This is a genomic window from Microbacterium sp. PAMC21962, from assembly GCF_019443465.1.
Taxonomy (GTDB): domain Bacteria; phylum Actinomycetota; class Actinomycetes; order Actinomycetales; family Microbacteriaceae; genus Microbacterium; species Microbacterium hominis.
The window spans coordinates 1415595-1435464 of record NZ_CP080381.1 but is presented as its reverse complement, the minus strand read 5'-3'; the positions used below and the strand labels follow the sequence as shown (position 1 = coordinate 1435464).

29 protein-coding genes and 1 tRNA gene are annotated in these 19870 nt (G+C 69.7%); 20 read left to right on the top strand and 10 right to left on the bottom strand.

Annotated elements, in window-relative coordinates; all coding sequences use genetic code 11:
* The first annotated feature begins 70 nt into the window (after positions 1-70).
* Together KY498_RS07015 and KY498_RS07010 are read left to right on the top strand one after the other, a co-directional pair.
* Entirely contained in the window at positions 71-1342 is a 1272-nt protein-coding gene (locus tag KY498_RS07015; RefSeq protein ID WP_101305844.1) for a cell wall metabolism sensor histidine kinase WalK, read from the top strand.
* Positions 1339-2022, top strand: a complete 684-nt coding sequence (locus KY498_RS07010) for a response regulator transcription factor (protein WP_060959909.1) — start codon at positions 1339-1341, stop codon at positions 2020-2022. The genes KY498_RS07015 and KY498_RS07010 overlap by 4 nt, the downstream gene beginning before the upstream one ends.
* Positions 2023-2049: 27 nt before the next feature.
* Here the strand turns inward: KY498_RS07010 and KY498_RS07005 are convergent, their stop codons facing one another.
* A complete protein-coding gene (locus KY498_RS07005; protein WP_060959908.1) occupies positions 2050-2517 on the bottom strand; it encodes a hypothetical protein in 468 nt (155 codons plus the stop codon).
* A gap of 145 nt (positions 2518-2662) precedes the next feature.
* Between KY498_RS07005 and KY498_RS07000 the strand changes: the two genes are divergently transcribed.
* Positions 2663-3145 carry a CarD family transcriptional regulator gene (locus KY498_RS07000; protein ID WP_023954865.1) on the top strand — a complete coding sequence of 161 codons (483 nt, stop codon included), beginning with the start codon at positions 2663-2665 and terminating at the stop codon, positions 3143-3145.
* Between the two features lie 48 nt (positions 3146-3193).
* Positions 3194-4384 carry a 2-C-methyl-D-erythritol 4-phosphate cytidylyltransferase gene (gene ispD / locus KY498_RS06995; protein ID WP_101305845.1) on the top strand — a complete coding sequence of 397 codons (1191 nt, stop codon included), beginning with the start codon at positions 3194-3196 and terminating at the stop codon, positions 4382-4384.
* A gap of 28 nt (positions 4385-4412) precedes the next feature.
* Here ispD and KY498_RS06990 read toward each other — a convergent pair whose 3' ends face one another.
* Positions 4413-4886: a GNAT family N-acetyltransferase gene (locus tag KY498_RS06990; protein ID WP_191008113.1), complete on the bottom strand. Its 474-nt coding sequence runs from the start codon at positions 4884-4886 to the stop codon at positions 4413-4415.
* A 57-nt stretch (positions 4887-4943) separates the two neighbouring features.
* Here KY498_RS06990 and cysS point away from each other — a divergent pair, with 57 nt between their 5' ends.
* Genes cysS through KY498_RS06975 form a run of 3 tightly spaced genes read left to right on the top strand, consistent with a single transcriptional unit; the run spans position 4944 to position 8000 of the window.
* Entirely contained in the window at positions 4944-6347 is a 1404-nt protein-coding gene (cysS, locus tag KY498_RS06985) for a cysteine--tRNA ligase (RefSeq protein ID WP_191008114.1), read from the top strand.
* Positions 6340-7332, top strand: a complete 993-nt coding sequence (gene rlmB, locus KY498_RS06980) for a 23S rRNA (guanosine(2251)-2'-O)-methyltransferase RlmB (protein ID WP_060959905.1) — start codon at positions 6340-6342, stop codon at positions 7330-7332. Before cysS ends, rlmB begins: the two co-directional genes overlap by 8 nt.
* A gap of 29 nt (positions 7333-7361) precedes the next feature.
* Positions 7362-8000, top strand: coding sequence for an NAD(P)-dependent oxidoreductase (locus KY498_RS06975; RefSeq protein WP_060959904.1), 639 nt, complete (start codon positions 7362-7364; stop codon positions 7998-8000).
* 82 nt (positions 8001-8082) lie between these two features.
* Here KY498_RS06975 and KY498_RS06970 read toward each other — a convergent pair whose 3' ends face one another.
* Both KY498_RS06970 and KY498_RS06965 read right to left on the bottom strand, forming a co-directional pair.
* Entirely contained in the window at positions 8083-9393 is a 1311-nt protein-coding gene (locus tag KY498_RS06970) for a DUF4032 domain-containing protein (protein ID WP_060959903.1), read from the bottom strand.
* Between the two features lie 87 nt (positions 9394-9480).
* Positions 9481-10581 carry an ABC transporter ATP-binding protein gene (locus KY498_RS06965; protein ID WP_060959902.1) on the bottom strand — a complete coding sequence of 367 codons (1101 nt, stop codon included), beginning with the start codon at positions 10579-10581 and terminating at the stop codon, positions 9481-9483.
* Between the two features lie 246 nt (positions 10582-10827).
* Here KY498_RS06965 and KY498_RS06960 point away from each other — a divergent pair, with 246 nt between their 5' ends.
* Positions 10828-11772 (top strand): thioredoxin domain-containing protein, encoded by a 945-nt coding sequence (locus KY498_RS06960; RefSeq protein ID WP_101305849.1) that lies wholly within the window; start codon positions 10828-10830, stop codon positions 11770-11772.
* Positions 11773-11807: 35 nt separating this feature from the next.
* Positions 11808-11880 (top strand) — tRNA-Thr (locus KY498_RS06955).
* A 137-nt stretch (positions 11881-12017) separates the two neighbouring features.
* Here the strand turns inward: KY498_RS06955 and KY498_RS06950 are convergent.
* The 4 genes from KY498_RS06950 to KY498_RS06935 are packed head-to-tail and all read right to left on the bottom strand — an operon-like array spanning position 12018 to position 14770.
* Positions 12018-13319, bottom strand: a complete 1302-nt coding sequence (locus KY498_RS06950; protein ID WP_191008132.1) for a site-specific integrase — start codon at positions 13317-13319, stop codon at positions 12018-12020.
* A 32-nt stretch (positions 13320-13351) separates the two neighbouring features.
* Positions 13352-14029 carry a hypothetical protein gene (locus KY498_RS06945; protein ID WP_191008133.1) on the bottom strand — a complete coding sequence of 226 codons (678 nt, stop codon included), beginning with the start codon at positions 14027-14029 and terminating at the stop codon, positions 13352-13354.
* Positions 14030-14047: 18 nt separating this feature from the next.
* Positions 14048-14428 carry an ImmA/IrrE family metallo-endopeptidase gene (locus KY498_RS06940; RefSeq protein WP_191008134.1) on the bottom strand — a complete coding sequence of 127 codons (381 nt, stop codon included), beginning with the start codon at positions 14426-14428 and terminating at the stop codon, positions 14048-14050.
* A gap of 15 nt (positions 14429-14443) precedes the next feature.
* Positions 14444-14770: a hypothetical protein gene (locus KY498_RS06935; protein ID WP_191008135.1), complete on the bottom strand. Its 327-nt coding sequence runs from the start codon at positions 14768-14770 to the stop codon at positions 14444-14446.
* 85 nt (positions 14771-14855) lie between these two features.
* Between KY498_RS06935 and KY498_RS06930 the strand changes: the two genes are divergently transcribed.
* Both KY498_RS06930 and KY498_RS06925 read left to right on the top strand, forming a co-directional pair.
* A complete protein-coding gene (locus KY498_RS06930) occupies positions 14856-15131 on the top strand; it encodes an XRE family transcriptional regulator (protein WP_191008136.1) in 276 nt (91 codons plus the stop codon).
* On the top strand, positions 15128-15391 hold the full coding sequence (locus KY498_RS06925) for a helix-turn-helix domain-containing protein (RefSeq protein WP_219879600.1): 264 nt from the start codon (positions 15128-15130) through the stop codon (positions 15389-15391). The genes KY498_RS06930 and KY498_RS06925 overlap by 4 nt, the downstream gene beginning before the upstream one ends.
* 203 nt (positions 15392-15594) lie before the next feature.
* On the opposite strand, the gene KY498_RS06920 is transcribed toward KY498_RS06925, so the two are convergent.
* Positions 15595-15801 carry a hypothetical protein gene (locus KY498_RS06920; RefSeq protein ID WP_219879599.1) on the bottom strand — a complete coding sequence of 69 codons (207 nt, stop codon included), beginning with the start codon at positions 15799-15801 and terminating at the stop codon, positions 15595-15597.
* Positions 15802-15911: 110 nt separating this feature from the next.
* Here KY498_RS06920 and KY498_RS06915 point away from each other — a divergent pair, with 110 nt between their 5' ends.
* The 5 genes from KY498_RS06915 to KY498_RS06895 are packed head-to-tail and all read left to right on the top strand — an operon-like array spanning position 15912 to position 17329.
* A complete protein-coding gene (locus KY498_RS06915; protein WP_219879598.1) occupies positions 15912-16049 on the top strand; it encodes a hypothetical protein in 138 nt (45 codons plus the stop codon).
* On the top strand, positions 16046-16660 hold the full coding sequence (locus tag KY498_RS06910) for a hypothetical protein (RefSeq protein ID WP_219879597.1): 615 nt from the start codon (positions 16046-16048) through the stop codon (positions 16658-16660). The genes KY498_RS06915 and KY498_RS06910 overlap by 4 nt, the downstream gene beginning before the upstream one ends.
* A complete protein-coding gene (locus KY498_RS06905; RefSeq protein WP_219879596.1) occupies positions 16657-16902 on the top strand; it encodes a hypothetical protein in 246 nt (81 codons plus the stop codon). Before KY498_RS06910 ends, KY498_RS06905 begins: the two co-directional genes overlap by 4 nt.
* The gene (locus KY498_RS06900) at positions 16899-17078 is read left to right on the top strand and encodes a hypothetical protein (protein ID WP_219879595.1); all 180 of its coding nucleotides are present in this window, start codon (positions 16899-16901) and stop codon (positions 17076-17078) included. The genes KY498_RS06905 and KY498_RS06900 overlap by 4 nt, the downstream gene beginning before the upstream one ends.
* A complete protein-coding gene (locus KY498_RS06895; RefSeq protein ID WP_191008142.1) occupies positions 17063-17329 on the top strand; it encodes a hypothetical protein in 267 nt (88 codons plus the stop codon). Before KY498_RS06900 ends, KY498_RS06895 begins: the two co-directional genes overlap by 16 nt.
* A gap of 68 nt (positions 17330-17397) precedes the next feature.
* Here KY498_RS06895 and KY498_RS06890 read toward each other — a convergent pair whose 3' ends face one another.
* Positions 17398-17631, bottom strand: a complete 234-nt coding sequence (locus tag KY498_RS06890) for a hypothetical protein (RefSeq protein ID WP_191008143.1) — start codon at positions 17629-17631, stop codon at positions 17398-17400.
* A gap of 92 nt (positions 17632-17723) precedes the next feature.
* On the opposite strand from KY498_RS06890, the gene KY498_RS06885 reads away from it, so the two are divergent.
* From KY498_RS06885 to KY498_RS06870, 4 genes are read left to right on the top strand one after another with little or no spacing between them, the layout of a single operon-like run.
* Entirely contained in the window at positions 17724-18389 is a 666-nt protein-coding gene (locus KY498_RS06885; protein ID WP_219879594.1) for a phage antirepressor KilAC domain-containing protein, read from the top strand.
* A gap of 25 nt (positions 18390-18414) precedes the next feature.
* Positions 18415-18681: a hypothetical protein gene (locus tag KY498_RS06880; protein WP_219879593.1), complete on the top strand. Its 267-nt coding sequence runs from the start codon at positions 18415-18417 to the stop codon at positions 18679-18681.
* 14 nt (positions 18682-18695) lie between these two features.
* Positions 18696-19610, top strand: coding sequence for a hypothetical protein (locus tag KY498_RS06875; protein ID WP_219879592.1), 915 nt, complete (start codon positions 18696-18698; stop codon positions 19608-19610).
* On the top strand, positions 19610-19852 hold the full coding sequence (locus KY498_RS06870) for a hypothetical protein (RefSeq protein WP_191008147.1): 243 nt from the start codon (positions 19610-19612) through the stop codon (positions 19850-19852). Before KY498_RS06875 ends, KY498_RS06870 begins: the two co-directional genes overlap by 1 nt.
* Positions 19853-19870: the final 18 nt, after the last annotated feature.

The following is a 19870-nucleotide window of genomic DNA, read 5'->3' as shown; positions in this document are numbered from 1 at the left end:
GGGCAGGCACGGTGCCGTCCGCTGACCCGGCGATCATCGCGGGCCAAGGTTAACGATCGGTGCCGCAGCGATGAACGTTGCGGCCGGGGTGTCGGGCGGTGATCCGCAACGTGAATCTGCGGTGTCCGTCCACCCTACGCTGGGAGGCATGGACTCCCTGCAGCCGGTGATCGCCCTGATCCTCGGCCTCGTTCTCGGCGGCGGTGTGGCGACGCTCGTGCTCATCGCGCTGCGTGCGCGCGACCGTGCGCGCGTGGCCGCGTCGACGGCGCTGCCCGACGGCACCGCCGCCGTCCTGCAGGGGATGGACGAGGTCGCGGTCGTCGTCGACACCTCCCTGCAGATCGTCGCGGTGTCCGCTCCGGCCGCGCTCTTCGGCATGCACGAGGACTTCGCCCTGCCGGACGACGACCTGCGCGCGCTCGCCCGGTCGGTACGGCGCAGCGAGATGCCCGAGACGCAGACGATGCGGCTGCGCCGCGGGGTCGAGCCGCGTCTGGTGTCGGCACGGGCGAGCGTGATCACCCCGCGCCTGATCCTCATCGTCATCCGCGACATCACCGAGCGCGAGCGCGTCGAGGAGATGCGCCGCGACTTCGTGGCCAACACCAGTCACGAGCTGAAGACGCCGGTCGGCGCGGTCAGCCTGCTCGCGGAGGCCGTCGAGTCGGCCGCCGACGACCCGGACCAGGTGCGCCACTTCGCCGGCCGTCTGAGCGCGGAGGCGGCGCGGTTGAGCCAGCTGACCTCGCGGATCATGAACCTGTCGCGGCTGCAGTCCGCCGATGACCTCACCGAGCTGCGCGACGTCTCGGTCGACGAGGTGGTCGCCGCCGCCATCGAGTCGCAGTCCGTCGCCGCCGACTCCGCCGCGATCTCCGTCGCCCGCGGCGGTGCGCGTCACGCCTACGTGCGCGGCGACGTGCAGGTGCTCACCGAGGCGATCGCCAATCTCGTGGCCAACGCCATCGCGTACTCCCCGCAGGGCGGCCAGGTGGGTGTCGGCGTCAAGACCGACGGGGAGATCGTGGAGATCGCGGTCACCGACCGCGGCATCGGCATCCCCGAAGACGAGCAGGAGCGCGTCTTCGAGCGCTTCTACCGCGCCGATCAGGCCCGTTCCCGTCGCACGGGCGGCACGGGGCTGGGCCTGTCGATCGTGAAGCACGCGGTGCAGCGGCACGGCGGCGAGGTCGAGGTCTGGTCGCGTCCCGGTCGGGGTTCGACCTTCACGGTCCGCCTTCCCGCGGTCGCTCCGCCCGACGACCTCCCGGTCAAGAAGAAACGCAAGAAGAAAGCCGCCCGCGACGTCTCGCGGGCGAAAGGAGACAAGAAGCGATGACCCGCGTCCTGATCGTCGAGGATGAGCCCGACCTGGCCGACCCGCTCGCCTACCTGCTGCGTCGGGAGGGCTTCGAGGTGGAGATCGCCGAGGACGGCCCCGCCGCCCTCGAGGCGTTCGCGGCGCGCGGGGCGGACATCATCCTGCTCGACCTCATGCTCCCCGGGATGCCGGGCACCGAGGTGTGCCGCGTGGTGCGGACGAGCTCGAAGGTGCCCATCATCATGCTGACCGCGAAGGACTCCGAGGTGGACATCGTCGTCGGCCTGGAGCTGGGCGCCGACGACTACGTCACCAAGCCGTACTCGTCGCGCGAGCTGCTGGCGCGCATGCGCGCCGTCCTGCGCCGCAGCGAGGGGCCCGATCTCGGCCTGGACGACAGCATCGTCGACGGCGGCCGCGTCGTGCTCGACATCGACCGGCACACGGTGTCGGTCGACGGGGAGACGATCCCGATGCCCCTGAAGGAGTTCGAGCTGCTCGAGGTGCTGATGCGCAACGCCGGCCGGGTGCTCACCCGCGGCCAGCTCATCGACCGGGTGTGGGGCAGCGACTACTTCGGCGACACGAAGACGCTCGACGTGCACATCAAGCGGATCCGGTCCCGCATCGAGCGCAACCCGAGCGAGCCGGTCATGCTGCTGACGGTGCGCGGGCTGGGATACCGGTTCGAGGCCTGAGCGCCGCCGGGCGCCCGGCCGCGGCGATCAGCTCGCGGGGACGAAGTCGGCGAGGTAGGAGAGCGTGCCGTCGAGGACGGGCACGCGATCCTCGACCGCTTCACCGGTGCCGGACTGGAAGGACACCTTCACGTCGGTGCCCGGCTTCGAGGACAGCCCGGTGAACAGCAGCGGGTCGGCGCCGTCGAAGCCCAGGCTCACGGTGGAGCGGGCGGGCACGCGCACGCGCTGCGTGGTGCCGTCGACGCCGACGAGCAGGCTCTCGGCGCTGTCGGTGTCGTTGACGATCGCCGCGAGGAAGTTGGCTTCGGTGCCGTCCTCGTTCGCGACGAAGAGCGCGTTGCGCACCTTCAGCGGCTCCGAGTGGGCGATGTTGACGCCCTCCGCGGGGGAGTAGGTGATGGTGGTGGCCTGCGGCGAGATCATGCTGCAGCCGGCCGTGGAGAGGACCACAACGGCGGCGAGGGCGACGGACGCGAGACGGCGCGTGTTCACGGATCCTCCTGGACGAGTCGGTGTGTCCTCATTCTATGCCGGGAGCCGGCGCCGCCCCCGCCGCCCGGCGGCTCGGCCTCGAACCGGCGAACCTTAGCGTATGTCGCCTGTGGTATTCTGGACTTTGCCGAAAGGACATAACTGCATGCTTTTTGAGGTTGGCGAGACGGTCGTCTATCCGCACCACGGGGCCGCGACGATCATCGAGGTCAAGGACCGGATCATCAAGGGCGAGACCAAGAAGTACCTGAAGCTGAACGTGACGCAGGGAGACCTCATCATCGAGGTCCCTGCCGACAACGTCGACCTGGTCGGCGTTCGTGACGTGATCGGCAAGGACGGTCTCGAGCGGGTGTTCGACGTGCTGCGCGCGCCGTTCACCGAGGAGCCCACCAACTGGTCCCGCCGGTACAAGGCGAACCTCGAGAAGCTCGCCTCCGGCGATGTGATCAAGGTGAGCGAAGTGGTGCGCGACCTGTGGCGCCGCGATCAGGACCGCGGCCTCTCGGCGGGTGAGAAGCGCATGCTCGCCAAGGCACGTCAGATCCTTGTCTCGGAGATCGCTCTCGCGCTGAAGGCCGACGAGGACCACGCCTCGGGCGTGCTCGACGAGGTCCTCGCGAGCTGACCGCCGCGCGGGCTCGCCCGCGCGGACGCGGCTCGGTAGGGTCGCGATGTGAGTTCCGAACTTCTTCCCGTCCCGCACGTCGCCGTCATCGTCGTCGCCGCGGGCTCCGGCCAGCGTCTCGGCGTCGGTGTGCCGAAGGCCTTCGTCGGACTCGATGAGCACACCGTGTTGCGTCATGCCCTCGACGGCGTCTTCGCGGCGCCGGCCGCTCAGGTGATCGTGGTCGCACCCGCCGACCGTGTCGGCGATGCGCTCACGGACGCACTCGCCGCGGCCGGCCCCCGCCGTGACCTGGTCTCGGTGGTGGCCGGCGGCCCGACGCGGCAGGCCTCGGTGGCGGCCGGTCTGCATGCCGTGTGGCCCGACGTCGAGCGGGTGCTCGTGCACGACGCAGCCCGCGCGCTCACGCCGCCGGAGGTCTTCTCCCGCGTGATCGACGCGCTCGAGCACGGGAAGGACGCCGTCCTGCCGGTGCTGCCGATGGTCGACACCGTCAAACGGGTCGCGGGCGAGGCCGTGCGCGAAGCCGTCGACCGGTCTGACCTCGCGACCGCGCAGACCCCGCAGGGCTTCTCGCGCACCGTCATCGATGCGGCCTACGCCGCGGCATCCGCTGATCACACCGACGACGCCGCGCTCGTCCAGAGCGCCGGCACCGCCGTCTGGACCGTGGCCGGCGACGAACGGGGCTTCAAGATCACGACGCCGGCAGACCTCGACCGTGCTCGCGCACTCCTCGGCGCCCGTCCTGCCGGCACCGTGGCGGCGGCGCTGCCCCGCGTCGGGATCGGCACCGACGTGCACGCCGTCGGCGGCGAGGGCGAGCTCTGGCTGGCGGGACTCGCCTGGCCGGGCGAGCCCGGACTGCAGGGTCATTCCGACGGGGATGCCGTGGCCCACGCGATCGTCGACGCCGTGCTCGCCGCCGCCGGCCTGGGCGACATCGGCACCCACTTCGGCACCGATCAGCCGGAGTACGCGGGTGCCCACGCGGCGGTCTTCCTCGCACGGACCCGCGCGCTCGTCGCCGAGGCCGGCTACGCGGTGGGTAACGTCTCGGTGCAGGTGCAAGCGCGCCGGCCGCGCTTGTCCGCACGTCGGGCGGAGGCGGAGAGCGTGCTGTCGGCGGCGCTCGGCGCCCCGGTCACGGTGTCGGCGACGACGACCGACGGACTGGGATTCACGGGCACGGGCGAGGGCGTCGCGGCGTTCGCCGTCGCGGTCGTCGTCCCCCGCTGAGCGGTGGACGGGCGCGACTCCCGCGGTGCTAGAGCTCCCGCGTCATGAACGTCGAGAACGGGTCGGGCACGTAGTCGTCGAACGGGCCGCACACGACGAAGCCCTCGCTGGCGTAGAGGTGCCGCGCCGCGGCGAACTTCTCGGTCGTGCCCGTCTCCAGCCACAGGCTCGACATCCCCGCGGCCGCCGCCTCGGCCATGATGTGGCGAAGGAGCGCGCGACCGACCCCGCGGCCCAGGAACCGCTCGGCGGTGCGCATCGACTTCAGCTCCCCGCGGTGCGGGTCGCGCCGCTTCAGTGCGCCGATCCCGGCGATCTCGCCGGCGATCCACGCCGACCAGAACGAGACGGACGGATCGCGCAGCGCGTCGATGTCGAGCGCGTGGACGCTGCAGGCGGGCGACGCGGCGTGCATCCCGCTGAGGTGGGCCGCGACCAGAGCGCGCGTGGCCTGCCCGGTGAGGTCGTCGGGGCGGATGAGGATGTCGTCGGGGGCGTTCATCGTCCGCCAGTGTCCCACGCCGCCGTCCGTCGGCGCCCGCGCCGGTAGGCTGGAGCGGTGACGGTCCGGCTCTACGACACCCAGGTGCAGGCGTTGCGCGACTTCGCCCCGCAGGATCCGGCGAACGTCACCATGTACGTCTGCGGTCCGACGGTGCAGTCGGGTCCCGGCATCCATCATCTGCGTGCCGCTCTCGCGTTCGATCTGCTGCGGCGCTGGCTGGGGCGACGGTTCGGCCGGGTCACCTTCGTGCGCAACGTCACCGACATCGACGACAAGGTGCTGCAGAACGCGACGGACGACGAGCCGTGGTGGGCCCTCGCCTACCGCATGGAGCGCGAGTTCGGCCAGGCGTATTCCGCCATCGGCATCCTGGCGCCGACCTACGAGCCGCGGGCGACCGGGTCGATCCCGCAGATGCAGGAGCTCATCGAGACCCTCATCGCGCGCGGGCACGCCTACGCCGCCGCCGGCGACGTCTACTTCGACGTGCGATCGTGGCCGTCCTACGGGGCGCTCACGCATCAGAGCATCGACGCGATGGAGCCCGCCGCCGACGCGGATGCGCGCGGCAAGCGTGACCCGCGCGACTTCGCGCTCTGGAAGGGCGCCAAGCAGGGCGAGCCGGCGGACGCCGTCTGGCACAGTCCCTGGGGGCCCGGTCGTCCCGGCTGGCACATCGAATGCTCCGCGATGAGCAGGCGCTACCTCGGCGCATCGTTCGACATCCACGGCGGCGGCATCGATCTGCGCTTCCCGCACCACGAGAACGAGCTCGCCCAGTCCACGGCGGCCGGCGACGCGTTCGCGCGCTACTGGGTGCACAACGGGCTCGTCACCGTCGGCGACCAGAAGATGTCGAAGTCGCTCGGAAACCATCTGCTGGCGGCCGATGTCCTCGCCGAACGCGATCCGCTCGTCGTCCGCTACGCGCTGGGCGCCGCCCACTACCGCTCCACGCTCGATCTCACCCCCGCGTCGTTCGACGACGCCGAGGCGGCCCTCGATCGGATCCGTACCTTCCAGCAGCGCGCGACCCGCGTGCTCGGGACCCCGACGCCGCTCGTCGTCGCCGACCTGCCGGAGGCCTTCGCCGCCGCGATGGACGACGACCTCGGCGTTCCGCAGGCGCTGGCCGTCGTGCACGAGACCGTGCGCGCGGGCAATGCGGCCCTGGACGCCGGCGATCGGGATGCTGCCGCGCGCGCGCTCGTCGAGGTCGGGCGGATGACCGGCGTGCTCGGCATGAACCCCGCGGACCCGCGCTGGCGCGGCGACACCGACGACGCACAGGGCCGTGCGCTCGACAGCCTGCTGCAGGCGATGATCACCCAGCGCGCCGAGGCGCGCGCGAACAAGGACTGGGCGAGCGCCGACCGCCTCCGCGATGCGATCGCGGCGGCCGGCGTCGTCCTCGAAGACGGTCCCGACGGGACCCATTGGAGTCTGAACGATGGCTAAGCCGGGCAACCCCTCCGCGGGCAAGGGCAAGAAGAAGGGCCCGCTCAAGGGCACGGGCGGTCACGGGCGCAAGGCGCTCGAGGGCAAGGGACCGACCCCCAAGGCCGAGGACCGCAGCTGGCACGTCGCCGGCAAGCGCAAGGCCGCGGCCGAGCGCTACGCGGCCGCGGGCGGCAAGGGACGGCCGGGACAGAAGCCGGGTCCCTCACGCGCCCCGAAGGCGAAGGCGGGCGACGACACCGAGAACGTCACCGGGCGCAACTCCGTGCTGGAGGCGCTGCGGGCGCGCATCCCGGCCACCGCCTTCTACATCGCGCAGCGCGTCGAGATGGACGACCGCGTCAAGGAGATGCTGTCGATCGCGACCCAGCGCGGCATCCCGGTCATGGAGGTCACGCGGCCCGAGCTGGACCGCATGGCCGGCTTCGACGGCGTGCACCAGGGCGTCGCCCTCAAGGTGCCGCCGTACGAGTACGCGCACCCGCAGGACCTGCTCGAGCAGGTGATCGCCACGGGCCAGACCCCGCTGCTGGTTGCGCTCGACGGCGTGACCGACCCGCGCAACCTCGGCGCGATCATCCGCTCCACGGCGGCCTTCGGCGGCCAGGGCCTGATCATCCCGCAGCGCCGCTCCGCGGGCGTCAACTCGGCGGCGTGGAAGACGAGCGCCGGAGCCGCCGCCCGCGTTCCGGTCGCCATGGCACCGAACCTCACGACGACCCTGAAGGAGTTCAAGAAGCAGGGCGTGTTCGTCCTCGGTCTCGACGGCGGCGGAGACGTCGCCCTGCCGCAGCTCGAGCTCGCCGACCGCCCCGTCGTCATCGTCGTCGGCTCCGAGGGCAAGGGCCTGTCCCGCCTGGTGACGGAGACCTGCGACCAGATCGTCTCGATCCCGATCTCTTCGGCCACCGAGTCGCTCAACGCCGGCATCGCGGCATCCGTCGCGCTCTACCAGGTCGCCACCATCCGCGCCGCGTCCGAGTGACGCGGAGTCGAACGAAAGGATCGCTCCACATGGCCATCATCGCTGTTCTGGGAGGCACCGGCTTCGCCGGCCGTCACATCGTCTCGGAGGCCGTCGACCGCGGGCACACCGTCCTGTCGGTGTCGCGCTCCGTCGCCGCCGACCGCGTTCCGGGCGCCACCTACATCGAGGGCACCCTGCTGGACATCCCCGGCCTCGTCGCGCAGCTGGAAGGCGTCGACGTCGTGGTCAGCACGGTCGCTCCGCGCGGTGCGATGGAGGGACTCGTGCGCCCCAACCTCGAGGCCCTCAACACGGTGCTGCCGGAGAGCGTGCGGCTGGGCGTCGTCGGCGGCGCGGGCGGAAGCCTCGTGGCACCGGGCGGTCAGCGCGTGATCGACCTGGGCTTCCCCGAGGAGTTCAAGGCCGAGGCCCTGGAGATGATCGGCGTGCTGGAAGACCTGCAGGCCGAGCAGACCGGCCGCGACTGGTTCTTCATCCACCCGGCCGGCGGCTTCGGCGCGTTCAACCCGGGCGAGCGGACCGGACGCTACCGCGACGGCGGCGACGTCCTCGTCACGGATGCCGAGGGGGAGTCGTTCATCTCCGGAGCCGACCTCGCCGTCGCCATCCTCGACGAGATCGAGAACCCGAAGCACGTCCGCGAGCGCTTCACCGTCGGCTACTGACGGGCGGCGGCGTTTCGACTCGGCGCTGCGCGCCTCGCTCAACGGACGGGGTTCGACGGGCGGCGTTCGACGAAACGCCGCGTCAGACGAGATCGCGCCAGTCGACGTCGTCATCCTCGTCGTCGTCGATCGTGCCGATCGCCGCGGTGATCACCGGAATGGCCATCGTCTCCGTCGGCGGACCCATGACGGTGGCCTCGTCGCGGCGGTGACGCAGCACATCGTCGATGTAGGACGAGACGACCTCCGCGATGGGAACGGACTGTCCGCGCGCCTGCGACATGTACCAGCGGTGCTCGAGCACCTGGTGGAACACCTCGGCGGGCTCGAGCTTCGCCCGCAGATCCCACGGGATCGCCTTGATGACGGGCTCGAAGACGCGGGTCAGCCACTCGTGCGCGACCATCTCCTCGTCCGAGCCCAGCCGCGACACGCGTGCGCGGAACTCGTCCATGTCGTTGAGGAGCCGCCGTGCCTGGTTCTCCTCGACGTCCAACCCGGTCAGGCGTAGAAGGCGGCGCTGATGGTGCCCCGCGTCGACCACCTTGGGCTGGATCGACACGCTCGTGCCGTCGGACGTGGTGCGGATCGACATCTCGCCGATGTCGAAGCCGAGGTCGTTCAGGCGCTTCACGCGCTCAGTGATGTGCCAGGCCTCGCCCGCCGCGAAGCTCTCCTTGTCGGTCAGGGCCGCCCACAGCGAGTGATACGACGACATGATGCCGTCGGCGATGGCCACGGCATCCACCCCGCCCTCGAGCCTTCCGCCGGCTTCGAGGTCCATGATCTCGCCGGCGATGTTCGTGCGCGCGACATCGAGGTCGTGCTCGCGCTGGCCGCGCGTGAGGCCGCCCTCGTGCAGCTCGCCGGTCTCGGCGTCGACGAGGTAGGCGGCGAAGGCCCCGGCATCCCGGCGGAACAGGGTGTTGGAGAGCGAGACGTCGCCCCAGAAGAAGCCGATCGTGTGCAGGCGCACGAGCAGAGCCGCGAGGGCGTCGACGAGACGCCCGGCCGTGTCGGGGCGCAGCACCTGGGTGAACAGCGCGCGGTAGGGGAGGGAGAACTTGAGGTGGGCCGTCACCAGGGCCGCCGGCAGCGGCTCGCCCTTCGGCGTGCGGCGGCCGTCGATGACCGCGACGCGTTCGACGCAGGGGACGTCGAGGCGGCCGAGTGAGCCGAGCATGTCGTACTCACGACGGGCCATCTCTCCCGTGGTCTCCTTGACGGCCACCACACGTCCGGACAGGTCGGCGAAGCGGACGAGGTGGCGGGACAGGCCCTTCGGGAGCGAGACGATCGTGTCTTTGCCCCACTCGTCGAGAGGAGTGGACCAGGGCAGGGCGAGCAGGCCCGCGTCGACGCTGCTCGCAGTGATCGTGAGGGAGTGGACCACGCCGGTCTTCGCTTTCGTCGGGGGATACGACGCGGCGCGGGGGCCGGTTCGCTGAACCGGAGCCACCCGCGCCGCGTCGTCGTCGGATCAGGCCGAGGCGATGGCCTTCTTGGTGAGGCGCTCGCCGGACTCGATGTCGAACGCGTGCACGTGGTGCGGCACGGGGGCGAGGACGACCGTCTCGCCGGCGTTCGGGTGGCTGCGACCGTCGACGCGCGCGACGATGTCGGTGCGCTTGCCGGCGATGTCGGTGTGGCCGTAGAGGTAGCCGTCCGCGCCGAGCTCCTCGACGAGGTCCACCGTGACCGACAGGCCGAGGCCGTCGGCGGGGTTCACGATGATGTCCTCGGGGCGGATGCCGGCCGTGACCTGCGTCGCGCTCGTCGGGCGGTCGATGTCGGCGTCGACGACGGCGGTGCCGAACTGGATGCCGCCCGCGCTCGCGAGGTCGACCGGGAACAGGTTCATCGCGGGCGAGCCGATGAAGCCGGCGACGAACACGTTGTTCGGCTTCTCGTAGAGGTCGCGCGGCGTGCCGACCTGCTGCAGGAGGCCGTCCTTGAGCACGGCGATGCGGTCACCCATGGTGAGGGCCTCGGTCTGGTCGTGCGTGACGTAGACCGTGGTGACGCCGAGGCGACGCTGCAGCGACGCGATCTGCGTGCGCGTCTGCACGCGCAGCTTGGCGTCGAGGTTCGACAGCGGCTCGTCCATGAGGAAGACCTGGGGCTGGCGGACGATGGCGCGACCCATCGCGACGCGCTGACGCTGACCACCCGAGAGCGCCTTCGGCTTGCGCGTCAGGTACTCCTCGAGGTCGAGCAGCTTGGCGGCCTCGAGCACGCGCTGGGCGCGCTCTTCCTTGCCGACGCCGGCGATCTTCAGGGCGAAGCCCATGTTCTCGGCGACCGTCATGTGCGGGTACAGCGCGTAGTTCTGGAAGACCATCGCGATGTCGCGGTCCTTCGGCGGGATGTCGGTGACATCGCGGTCGCCGATGAGGATGCGGCCCGAGTTGACCTCTTCGAGGCCGGCCAGCATGCGCAGCGAGGTGGACTTACCGCAACCGGAGGGGCCGACCAGGACCAGGAACTCGCCGTCGGCGACCTCGAGGTTCAGCTTGTCGACCGCGGGGCGGGTGCCGCCGGGGTAGAGGCGGGTTGCGTTGTCAAAGGTGACGGACGCCATGTTTTCTTCTCCTTCACCGGCAGGTACGTGCCGGACGATCCGTTGTGATGGAATGAGCGGGGGCTTGACCCGCACGCCCTTCGGTGGACGCGCTCTCAGTATCGCACGTTCTCGCGGGTGAGGAGGAGGCTCCGTCTGGGCATTTCCCAGGCTGGCTGACTAGCATCGAGGCATCGCCCAGCCCCGTCCGCGACGATCGCGACGTGTGGCGGCACGCACCCCGAGCTGCTTCTCTCAGAAGGTCCCATGTCCCACGACGACACTCCGAACGAGCCCACGCCTGCCGGCCGCCGCGATGCGGTCCGCGAGAAGGCGCAGCTCGTGCACGCCAAGCAGTCGCGTGTCCGGCTCGTCCAGCGGTTCGCGCTGGCGGTCGGAGTCGCGGCCGCGGTGGTCGTCGTCGCGGTGGCCGTGTCGTGGGCGATCCGGTCCAACGACGACCGTCCGCAGCTCCAGCCCGCCGATGCGACCGCAGACGGCTTCGCGGTCACGTCCGTCTCGGTGACTTCGTCGGGTGACGAGATCGACGGCGCCACCCCCGAGCCCACCGCTGCGGCCGAGCCGGGCGCGACGCCGGCACCGAGCGCCTCGGCATCCGTCGTCAACATCCACGTCTACGTCGACTACCTCGCGCCCGCCGCGCGCCAGTGGCAGCTCGCGAACGCGCAGCAGCTGTCGTCATGGGTTTCGGACGGTGCCGCGACGCTGACCTACCACCCGGTGTCGATGCTCACCGCGAAGTCGAACGGGACCAAGTACTCGCTGCGCGCCGCGAGCGCCGCCGCGTGCGTCGCAACCCTCGACCCCGCGAAGTTCTTCAGCTTCAACAATGAGCTGCTCACCCGCCAGCCCGCCGTCGACTCGGACGGGTTCTCCAACAAGGAGCTCGCCGACATCGCGCAGGCCAACGGGTCGGACGACCCCAAGAAGCTGCGCGAGTGCATCGAGACGGAGTCGTACTCGGCGTGGGTGAAGGGCGCGACGGAGCGTGCGATCAGCAGCATCCCGGGCACCGACGGTCTCACGCTGACGGGCACGCCGATGGTCGTCGTCAACGGTCAGCAGTACGTCGGCGACATGTCGGACGCCGCCGAGTTCTCCCAGTTCGTCCTCACGAGCGCGAGCGGGTCGTACTACAAGTCGCAGACCGCGACCCCGACGCCTTCCCTCACGCCGACGAAGGCGCCGTAAGCGGCCCGGACCGCTGGCTAGACTGGAGCGGCCCCGCCGGCTTGGCGCAATTGGTAGCGCACCGTACTTGTAATACGGGGGTTGCAGGTTCAAGTCCTGTAGCCGGCACCGACCCCAGTCTTCGAAGGCCCTCCGATCCGCGTGATTCCGCGGATCGACGGGCCTTCTGTCGTTGAGGTTGCGCTCGCCGACCCGCTGCCGTCTAACATCCGTCTAACATGACACGCGACGTCGGGGATGCGAGCTCACGCTGCGGCGGACTTGCGAAGCGCCTCGGCGCGGCGCTTCTCGACGGCTGCCATCACTTCGCCTGTGCGCTCAGGCCAGAGGTGCGCGTAGGTGTTCAGGGTCTCGGTGGCGTCCTTGTGTCCGAGCATCTGCTGGACGAGCTTCACGTCGGCGCCGGCGGCGATCGCGTTCGACGCGGCGACGTGGCGGAGGTCGTGGACGGACATGCCCGCCGCGAGGCCGGCGTCCTTCACGGCCCGGTACCAGACCCGCTGCCGCCAGTTGCCGCCGTCGATCGCGGCGGCAAGCATGCCGGTGAAGAGGAACTCGTCCTCGTCGCGCCCCTCGATCAGGTCCTGCAGTCGTTTCACGAGGAATGCGGGCACCGGCACCCACCGCTTCTCCCAGGTCTTCACCGGGCCGAGCTTGCGGCGCCCCTCACGGTCGAGCGTCCAGGTGCGGTGCACGCGGACACGGTTGGCGCCGGCGTCGAGGTCGCGCACCTTGAGTGCGGTGGCTTCGCCGATGCGCGGGCCGGCGTAGGCGAGCAGCCGTAGGAGGTCGCCGTCGACGACGCGTCCGGTACTGCGCTGCGCCTCTTCCGCGAGAGCCTCGATGTCGGGGTATGACAAGGAGGGGAGGTCGGCTTCAAGGTCACCCTCGATGCGGGGCAGTTCGACACGCTCGAGCGGGTTGCGGCCGATGAGCTGCTCGGCGACGGCGTAACGCATTACGCCACCGAACGTCGCGCCGACCACGTTGCGCATATACGCCGGCGCCATGGCGCGCGGGGTGCGAGGCTTCTTGAGGTACTCGTTCACGTCGAAGACGTAGGGAGCGTCGCCGGTCTGCAGCTGGGCGACCCACGCGTCGATCTGCGGCCGGGTGATGGCGCCGATGGGGGAGTCGCCCCACCGCGGCAGCACGTACATGTCGAGCTCGCGCCGGTAGCGACGCCAAGATGACTCCTTGACGCGCTTCTTCGATGCGAGCCACTCCTCGGCGACGACCCGGAAGGCGCGCTCCCGCTCGGCGGGGTCGATGTAGCGGTCCGAGCGGATATCGTCCTCGAGTGCGGCGATGAAGGCTTCGGCATCCGATCGCCGCTCGAAGAGGCGCTGCCGTTGCCGGCCGCCGATCTCGTACCATGCAGCGATCCAGCGTGATCCTCTGCCGAACTTCGACGTGCGGAAGTGCTCGGGCAGCGTCTTCAGCGAACGCAGCTGCGCGCTCGTCGCGCTGAGGCGCGTCTTCGACCCGTCGGGGAGCTCGACGATCGCGTCCTTCACCCAACGGTCAGTGATCCACGCACGCGCCATCAGTCATTCAATGGTGAGAAGGAGCGACATGCTCAGCCGGTCTTCGTCCACTTGCCGCATCGGCTCGACTCGAAGACGTCTCCGTCTCGGAGAGTGACGGTGGCAGTGCCCGACTTCACGATGTTGTTGTCGATGATCTCAGCATCGGATGCGGTGCTCGTCCTCCACACGTAGTAGCAGGAACCCGAGGTGATCTCCGCGGTCGTGTACACGCCGGCGGCCGTGTTCTTGCCGACGAGCCGGATGCCTTCACCGAACGAGTTAGCAGCGATGGTCTGCTCGGTCGTCTTCACAGCGGCCTCCCGCTCCGTCACCGCGGCCTCGCGCGCTTCCAGGTCACTGACGCGACCCTGCAACTCCTCGAGCGATGCCTCCGCAGTACTCAGCTGGCTTTCGCTCGTACGCAGAGACGACTTGGCGTTCTTCAGATCGATCTCCAACGTGTCACGAGTCTCCGTCGAGCTGGCCAGCTGCGCTGCGGACCCGCTCGCGGCGATCTGAGCCGGTATAGCCACCGCGGTGGCGCCGAGTATGAGCCCCAGGACACCAGCGCCGATGGCACCAACGAGGAGCGAGGGCGGCCAGAGCTTCCGCGGAGTCCTCGACTCGTCGCTCAGCGGCGCTGTCGTGCTCGCCGCTTCCGCCGCGCTCTGGTCGGGAACGGGAGGCGTCTCGATGTTGGCTTCTTCGGGATCGATGCTGCTGCTCATGGTGTGACTCCCCAAGGGTCAAGCGGCGAGAAGGATCTCGCCGCGGTGGATGGCCTTCCGGTAGGCCTCGATGATCCGGACCGTGGTACCGAGTTCGCGGGCGATGTACGCGGCATTGTGGCTGATGCGCTCCGCCGCGGCGTACGCCTCGTCGTCGACGAGGATCCGGGCGGCCGTGCGCCAAGCACGCCACTCGACTGCGGGATGCCGAGTACGGTCGCGGTGGAGGGCGTGCGCGTACTCGTGGGCGAGCGTTTCAAGCTCGAGCGCGCCATGCAGACTAGCCCGGATCAGGATGCGACGCTCGTCGTCGAGGTAGCACCCGAGCCGTTCGGGCGGCAGTTCGTTGGTGTAGATCAGCTCGACTCCGAGGTCGCCGATTAGATCGCAGATGTTCATAGCCCTCCCCAGGGGTTACTCGTTCTCCGCCTCCTGGCGGCTCTGCCAGTCGTCATCATCTGAAGCCGCAAGTGCGTAGTCCTCGGCGATGGCTTCTGCCCGTTGGACGAGCTCGGCCGGATCGAGGTCCATGGCGGCAGCCATCGCGAAGAGGTCTCGGATGTTCAGGATCACCCGCTCCCCGGTTCGCGGGTTTCCCCCGTCCAGTCGCGATGACACGTACTGAGCGTTCACGCCGATCGCTCGAGCGATGGCCCGCGAAGAGAGGTCACGCCTACCCATCTCAGCCTTGATCTCTGAGACCAGAGCCTCCGTGAAGCGAGCCGTCTTGTCGGTGTGCACGCGTCCGATCATGCCGGATGGATGATTTTTCGTCAACACGAATGATTTGCTTGACAGTGGATGATTTGGCATTCACTATGTCTGTATGACAAAGCAGACAGTGGCTGATGAGCAGGCCATCGCGTTGTGCGAAGAGGTGCGCGTCGAGATGGCGCGCCACCGCCGAACATCGGCTGATCTCGCCGTCGTTATCGACGTCACGCCGCACACGGCTGGCCGCCGTCTCAAGGCGGCTCCCCCGTTCACAATGGGCGAGCTCTTCACTCTCGCGCCGTGGCTTGGCGTCACCGTTGCCGAGCTGATTTCCCGCGTCGAAGCATCGGCTGCTCTCACTCCCGATCCTCAGGCGGTGGCGTCGTGAGCAACGTGACACCTCTGAACGCGGCATCCGCACCGGAGCCTGAGTACCTTGAGGTCCCCGGGTTCGAAGACCTCCCCGTGATCATGTCGCCTCGGGCGCTCGCCGAGATCCTCGACATCTCGACGAAGTCGCTCGAGCGGTACCGTGCCGACGGCACCGGCCCGCGCTGGATCAAGCTGCCCGGGTCGAGCCTCATCCGCTACACGCGTCGGGACGTGGCCGCGTGGCTCGAGCAGTGCAGTGCTGGCGGTGCGAAATGACGCGCGTCAACTTCTTCAATCGCGTCCCGAAGGATGATGGCCGCCGCCTCGATCCGCTGCGCTCGAGTGAGACTTCCGGCGTCCGCGCCGCGACCACGTCTCCCGTTCGTCATGACGGCAAGGCTACGTGCCCTGCTCACCCCGCCGGCACTCACACGGCTTGTGGCTCGTGCGAGACCGCCCGCGGGGCGCTCGCCGTGGGGCTAGCTCGTGACGATCGCGAGCGGCGTATCGACCGTGAGTCTCAGCGACACGTGTCCGCCGCCTCGAAGGTCGAACCACACGACGATCGGACCCTCCTGGATCTCGGGGCTCTCGAAGTAGCTCCCAATCAACCGGCGGTGCAGATCGTCATCTGTGCTCTCGGTGAGCTGGAAGACGGACCCGTAGTAGTGAATCTCGGTGGCCATGCCGCTGAGCCTACCGAGCGGGTATCTTGCGCCGCGCACCCGACCGGAACGATCGTCCCGTGCCGAGACTGTCGCGACGCACGCAAGGCTCGGAATGCGGAGCGTGCAGCGTGAGCACCATCGTCGTGCGACCTGTGCCCACACCTGAGGAGCAGGCCAAGGCCGAGGCCCGCGTCAAGTGGGACGTGCCCGTCGGCCGCGCCCACGCGCACGTGCTCCTCGACATCCTCCGCGGGCGTGCCGCATGATCGCCGCAGCGCTCGCCGCCGTCCTGCTCGTCGCGCCGATGGGTGGATCGGACGCCCCGACCCCGTACACGGTGGATGCCGCAGGCATCACCCTGCCGGCCGGCGCGTCGTTCACCGATGGCGGTCACGTCAACATCCGCACGACCACCGGCAGCTACAGCATCCACTTCGAGGCGCTCAACAACCAGCCTTCGGGGAAGTGGATCGGCGCGAGCTTCCTCCCGTGGTCGGCCTTCGGCCTCGACGCCGCCTCGGTGTGCGTCGAGTGGGTCCAGCTCGCCGAGTTCCCGGAGCACTTCGGTGAGGGCGGGCAGGCGCCCGTCGGCGCCGGCTGCAGCGTGACTCCCGAGCCGTCCCCGTCGCCGACGCTCACCTCTCAGCCTTCGCCCTCACCGTCCCAGACGGTGGCGGCGTCCCCGACTCCGGCGCCCTCGGAAGTCGTGACCCCCATCACGACGTCGACACTGCACCCCCAGATTGTGTCGACCGAGGGCGCCGGCCCCACTCGCCTTGCCGAGTCCGGAGCGCAGCTCTTCCCCTTCGCGGCCGGCGTCGCGCTCATCGCGGCCGGCGTCGCGTTCATCCGCATCAGGAAGGCATCCCGTCGATGATCACCATCCGCTGGGCCGCGTTCGTCGTCGCACTCGTGACGATCGTCGCCCTCTGTCTGCAGCAGGAGCGCACCCTCCTCACCGCCGCGCTCGCCGCGCTGCTCGCTGCCGCGTTCATCACGGTCTGCTGGTCGTACGGCGCCTTCGACAAGAGCACGTGGATCGCGGACGAGGAGACGTCGGCGCGTCTGGACCGCGTCGACCAGGAGCTCGACCGTCTGTACGGCGGTGGTCGGCGATGAGCGAGCCCGAAGCGACGGCCACGCCGCAGCCGATGCCGGCATCCCGAGCGGCGGCCACGCCGATCCCGATCGAGACAGAACCGGATACGCGCACTCCGCTGTGGGCGGTCGTGCTCGTCGGCATCCTCGGCGCGGTCGTTCTCGCTGAGGCTGTCCTCGCATGGGCGGTGCTGTGATGTTCGACGTCCTGCAGGTGGTCCTCTTCATCGTCGTCGTGCTCGTGCAGGCAGCGGCGGTCGTTCTGCTCGCGCGGATGCTCCGTCGGGTCGACGACATCGACGAGCGTGTCGCGTTCCTCGAGCCGATGTTCGACGTCCGCCGCTGCCGCGTCTGCCAGTGCACGGACGACGTCGCCTGCATGTCGGGCTGCTGGTGGGTGGAAGAGGACCTGTGCTCGTCATGCGCGGATGACGAGGCCGCATCATGACGTGCCTCACTCATCCGACCGGGACGTTCATCGGATGTGGTCCGTGCGCGACGAATCTGCTGCGCCGGTCAGTCGTGCCGGTGAAACAGGATCTCAGCGGGCGCGACGACGGCGATCGGCGTGCCGGGGTAGAGGTGCAGCCACGCTCCTCGACCGTCGGCAAGGTTCAGTCCGAGCGGCAGAGGACGTCCGGTCTCATTGACGGTGGCGATCGTCTCATCGATGAACGAGCACCAGAAGGCGTCGCTTCGCGTGGGGTCGAGGTCGAACACGGATCCCTGGTAGTGCACCTGGACGGCCATGGTGGCGAGCCTACCGATGGCTGTGGTCCGTGCGCGACCGCACGCCGCCGCATCGCGGACGCGGCTGCCTCGTCGCTCGAGGGCGGGCGGGGATGAGCGCCGTGGTCGAGCTGTCCCGGACGCGCACGAAGCTCATCCACCGGATGCCCGGCGCGGGCGACCTGTGGATCTTCGTCGACGCGGGCGCGATGTTCATGCGCGCTGATCAGGTCGAGGCGATCGCAGGCATCCCGCCGTGGTCGACCGGGGAGCTGCTCGTCGAGGCCGGCACGTGGGAGACCATCGACGGTCACGTCTGCTACCCGGTCGAGGTCGCGATCGCGCGCTGTGAGGCCGCCGCGACGCCGCCGGCGTCCCGGTTCCTCGACTGGGTGCGCACGGTGCTCGAGGCCACGGACGACGACGCGCTCGACAAGGCGCAGCTGGTGCCGTCGTTCATCGGCTCGCACCCGGTGCACGTCGCCGCGCGGATTCTCTCCGAGGATCCCGAGGTCACGATCGGCCGCAACGGCCTCTTCGAGGTCATGCACCAGGCTGGATGGCTCGATCGCAGCGGCGGCGACTGGACCGTCACGCACGTCGCCCGCCGCAACGGCTGGCTCACCGTCCGCAACATCCCCGTCCCCGGCCGTGGACGCACCCCGTACCCGCAGACCTACGTCACGCCCGCTGGCCTCGTCGAGCTGCAACGGCTCCTCACCGCCGGCCGTCGGCACAGCCCTCCCGAACCGGCCCAGCATCCGACCCTCTTCGACTGACCACCACCCATCCAAGGAGCACACCATGGACCACACGACCCCCACCGCGACCGCCACGCTCGAAGCGGCCGGCACCGTCGCCCCGATCCGCCTCCGCAGCCGGTGGACGCAGCGCGTCCAGACTCCGGACGGCAAGATCCTCACCCGCGAGATCGAGATCATCGGCGCCCCGACGCTCTCGTCCCCGGTGAACTACCGCATCCGGCGCAACGACGCCCACCCGCACCGCGTCGGCAAGACCGCATCCATCCGCCGCGCCGACCTCCACGCGAAGTACGTCCCCGCCCGCTGATGGACACCGTCACCGTGACCGAGGCACCCGTGTGCCCCGACAACCACAAGCACGGCCTCACCGCCACCTGCTACACCAGCCACGGGTGTCGTTGCCTCGGCTGCCGCGCAGCCCAAGCCGCCACGAAGCGCACCGAGCGTCGCCTGCAGGCGTACGGCAGATGGGATCGAGCGCCGCGCCTCGCAGGCCACGCCAGAGCGCACGTCCTCGTCCTCTCACGATTCGGGTACGCGTACGAGCACATCGCCCGCGCGGCCAACATCAATCCCCGCACCGTCTACCAGATCGCGACCGGCCGGGTCACACGCATCCACTACCGCGTGCACAACTCCATCCTCGCCATCGAACCGAAGATCTCCGACCTCGATCCCGCGACACGCATCCCCTCGACAGGATCGCGCCGCCGCGTCCAGGCACTCGCCTGCAGGGGATGGTCCATCGAAGCGCTCGCCACGCAGCTCGGCATCACCCGCTCTGCTCTCACGCAGAGGGTGAACGCAGGCGGCACCACCGTCCGGGCCCACCAGCAGCTCGCCGAGCTCTACGAGCAGATCTGGAACACGCGACCCATACCGACCAGCGACGCCGACGCCGCGTACATCACCCGCACCATCCGTCGCGCGCAACGTGCCGGATGGATGCCACCGATGGCATGGGGCGACATCGACACCGACCCCGAACCACAGACGGGGGAGGACGCTGCCGTCGACGAGATCGCTGTTGAGCTCGCGGTCCACGGCAACCGCATTCGCCTCACCCGCGACGAGCGTCTCCTCGCCGTCCGCCAGCTCCACGCCGCCGGCCACAGCGACGAGTTGATCGCGCACATGCTCCTCGTTTCCGACAAGACCATCACCCGCGACCGCGAGCACCTCGGTCTGGTCGCGAACGAGGACCCGACCCCGCTCATCCGGAAGCTGGCCGCCTGATGCGCTGGCTCATCCAACGCGCCATCCTCCGCGAACCCCGCTTCGGCGAGACCCGCCGAGACGTCCTCGGATGGACCGTCCAGCCCTACGTCGAACTCGGCGACGGTTCCCGCCAGTTCTTCAACGACCCCGTCCCGTTCCCCACCCTCGCCGCCGCGCACCGGTACGCGCGCAGCGAATGCGACCGAGTCGCCACCGCCGCGAAACGCAAGGCGATCGCCGCCGGCCGCATCGCCGCCTGACCCCACCCAAGGAGCACA

Bases quoted from the DNA above. Each gene is read 5' to 3' on its own strand.
- KY498_RS06920 (WP_219879599.1), bottom strand. From the start codon at position 15,801: ATGGCCACCGAGATTCACTACTACGGGTCCGTCTTCCAGCTCACCGAG.
- KY498_RS06910 (WP_219879597.1), top strand. From the start codon at position 16,046: ATGATCGCCGCAGCGCTCGCCGCCGTCCTGCTCGTCGCGCCGATGGGT.
- KY498_RS07015 (WP_101305844.1), top strand. From the start codon at position 71: ATGAACGTTGCGGCCGGGGTGTCGGGCGGTGATCCGCAACGTGAATCT.
- KY498_RS06885 (WP_219879594.1), top strand. From the start codon at position 17,724: ATGAGCGCCGTGGTCGAGCTGTCCCGGACGCGCACGAAGCTCATCCAC.
- KY498_RS07000 (WP_023954865.1), top strand. From the start codon at position 2,663: ATGCTTTTTGAGGTTGGCGAGACGGTCGTCTATCCGCACCACGGGGCC.
- KY498_RS07010 (WP_060959909.1), top strand. From the start codon at position 1,339: ATGACCCGCGTCCTGATCGTCGAGGATGAGCCCGACCTGGCCGACCCG.
- KY498_RS06975 (WP_060959904.1), top strand. From the start codon at position 7,362: ATGGCCATCATCGCTGTTCTGGGAGGCACCGGCTTCGCCGGCCGTCAC.
- KY498_RS06960 (WP_101305849.1), top strand. From the start codon at position 10,828: ATGTCCCACGACGACACTCCGAACGAGCCCACGCCTGCCGGCCGCCGC.
- KY498_RS06895 (WP_191008142.1), top strand. From the start codon at position 17,063: ATGGGCGGTGCTGTGATGTTCGACGTCCTGCAGGTGGTCCTCTTCATC.
- KY498_RS06990 (WP_191008113.1), bottom strand. From the start codon at position 4,886: ATGAACGCCCCCGACGACATCCTCATCCGCCCCGACGACCTCACCGGG.
- KY498_RS06940 (WP_191008134.1), bottom strand. From the start codon at position 14,428: ATGAACATCTGCGATCTAATCGGCGACCTCGGAGTCGAGCTGATCTAC.
- rlmB (WP_060959905.1), top strand. From the start codon at position 6,340: ATGGCTAAGCCGGGCAACCCCTCCGCGGGCAAGGGCAAGAAGAAGGGC.
- KY498_RS06930 (WP_191008136.1), top strand. From the start codon at position 14,856: ATGACAAAGCAGACAGTGGCTGATGAGCAGGCCATCGCGTTGTGCGAA.
- KY498_RS06900 (WP_219879595.1), top strand. From the start codon at position 16,899: ATGAGCGAGCCCGAAGCGACGGCCACGCCGCAGCCGATGCCGGCATCC.
- KY498_RS06870 (WP_191008147.1), top strand. From the start codon at position 19,610: ATGCGCTGGCTCATCCAACGCGCCATCCTCCGCGAACCCCGCTTCGGC.
- KY498_RS06965 (WP_060959902.1), bottom strand. From the start codon at position 10,581: ATGGCGTCCGTCACCTTTGACAACGCAACCCGCCTCTACCCCGGCGGC.
- KY498_RS06950 (WP_191008132.1), bottom strand. From the start codon at position 13,319: ATGGCGCGTGCGTGGATCACTGACCGTTGGGTGAAGGACGCGATCGTC.
- KY498_RS06905 (WP_219879596.1), top strand. From the start codon at position 16,657: ATGATCACCATCCGCTGGGCCGCGTTCGTCGTCGCACTCGTGACGATC.
- KY498_RS06890 (WP_191008143.1), bottom strand. From the start codon at position 17,631: ATGGCCGTCCAGGTGCACTACCAGGGATCCGTGTTCGACCTCGACCCC.
- KY498_RS06945 (WP_191008133.1), bottom strand. From the start codon at position 14,029: ATGAGCAGCAGCATCGATCCCGAAGAAGCCAACATCGAGACGCCTCCC.
- KY498_RS06880 (WP_219879593.1), top strand. From the start codon at position 18,415: ATGGACCACACGACCCCCACCGCGACCGCCACGCTCGAAGCGGCCGGC.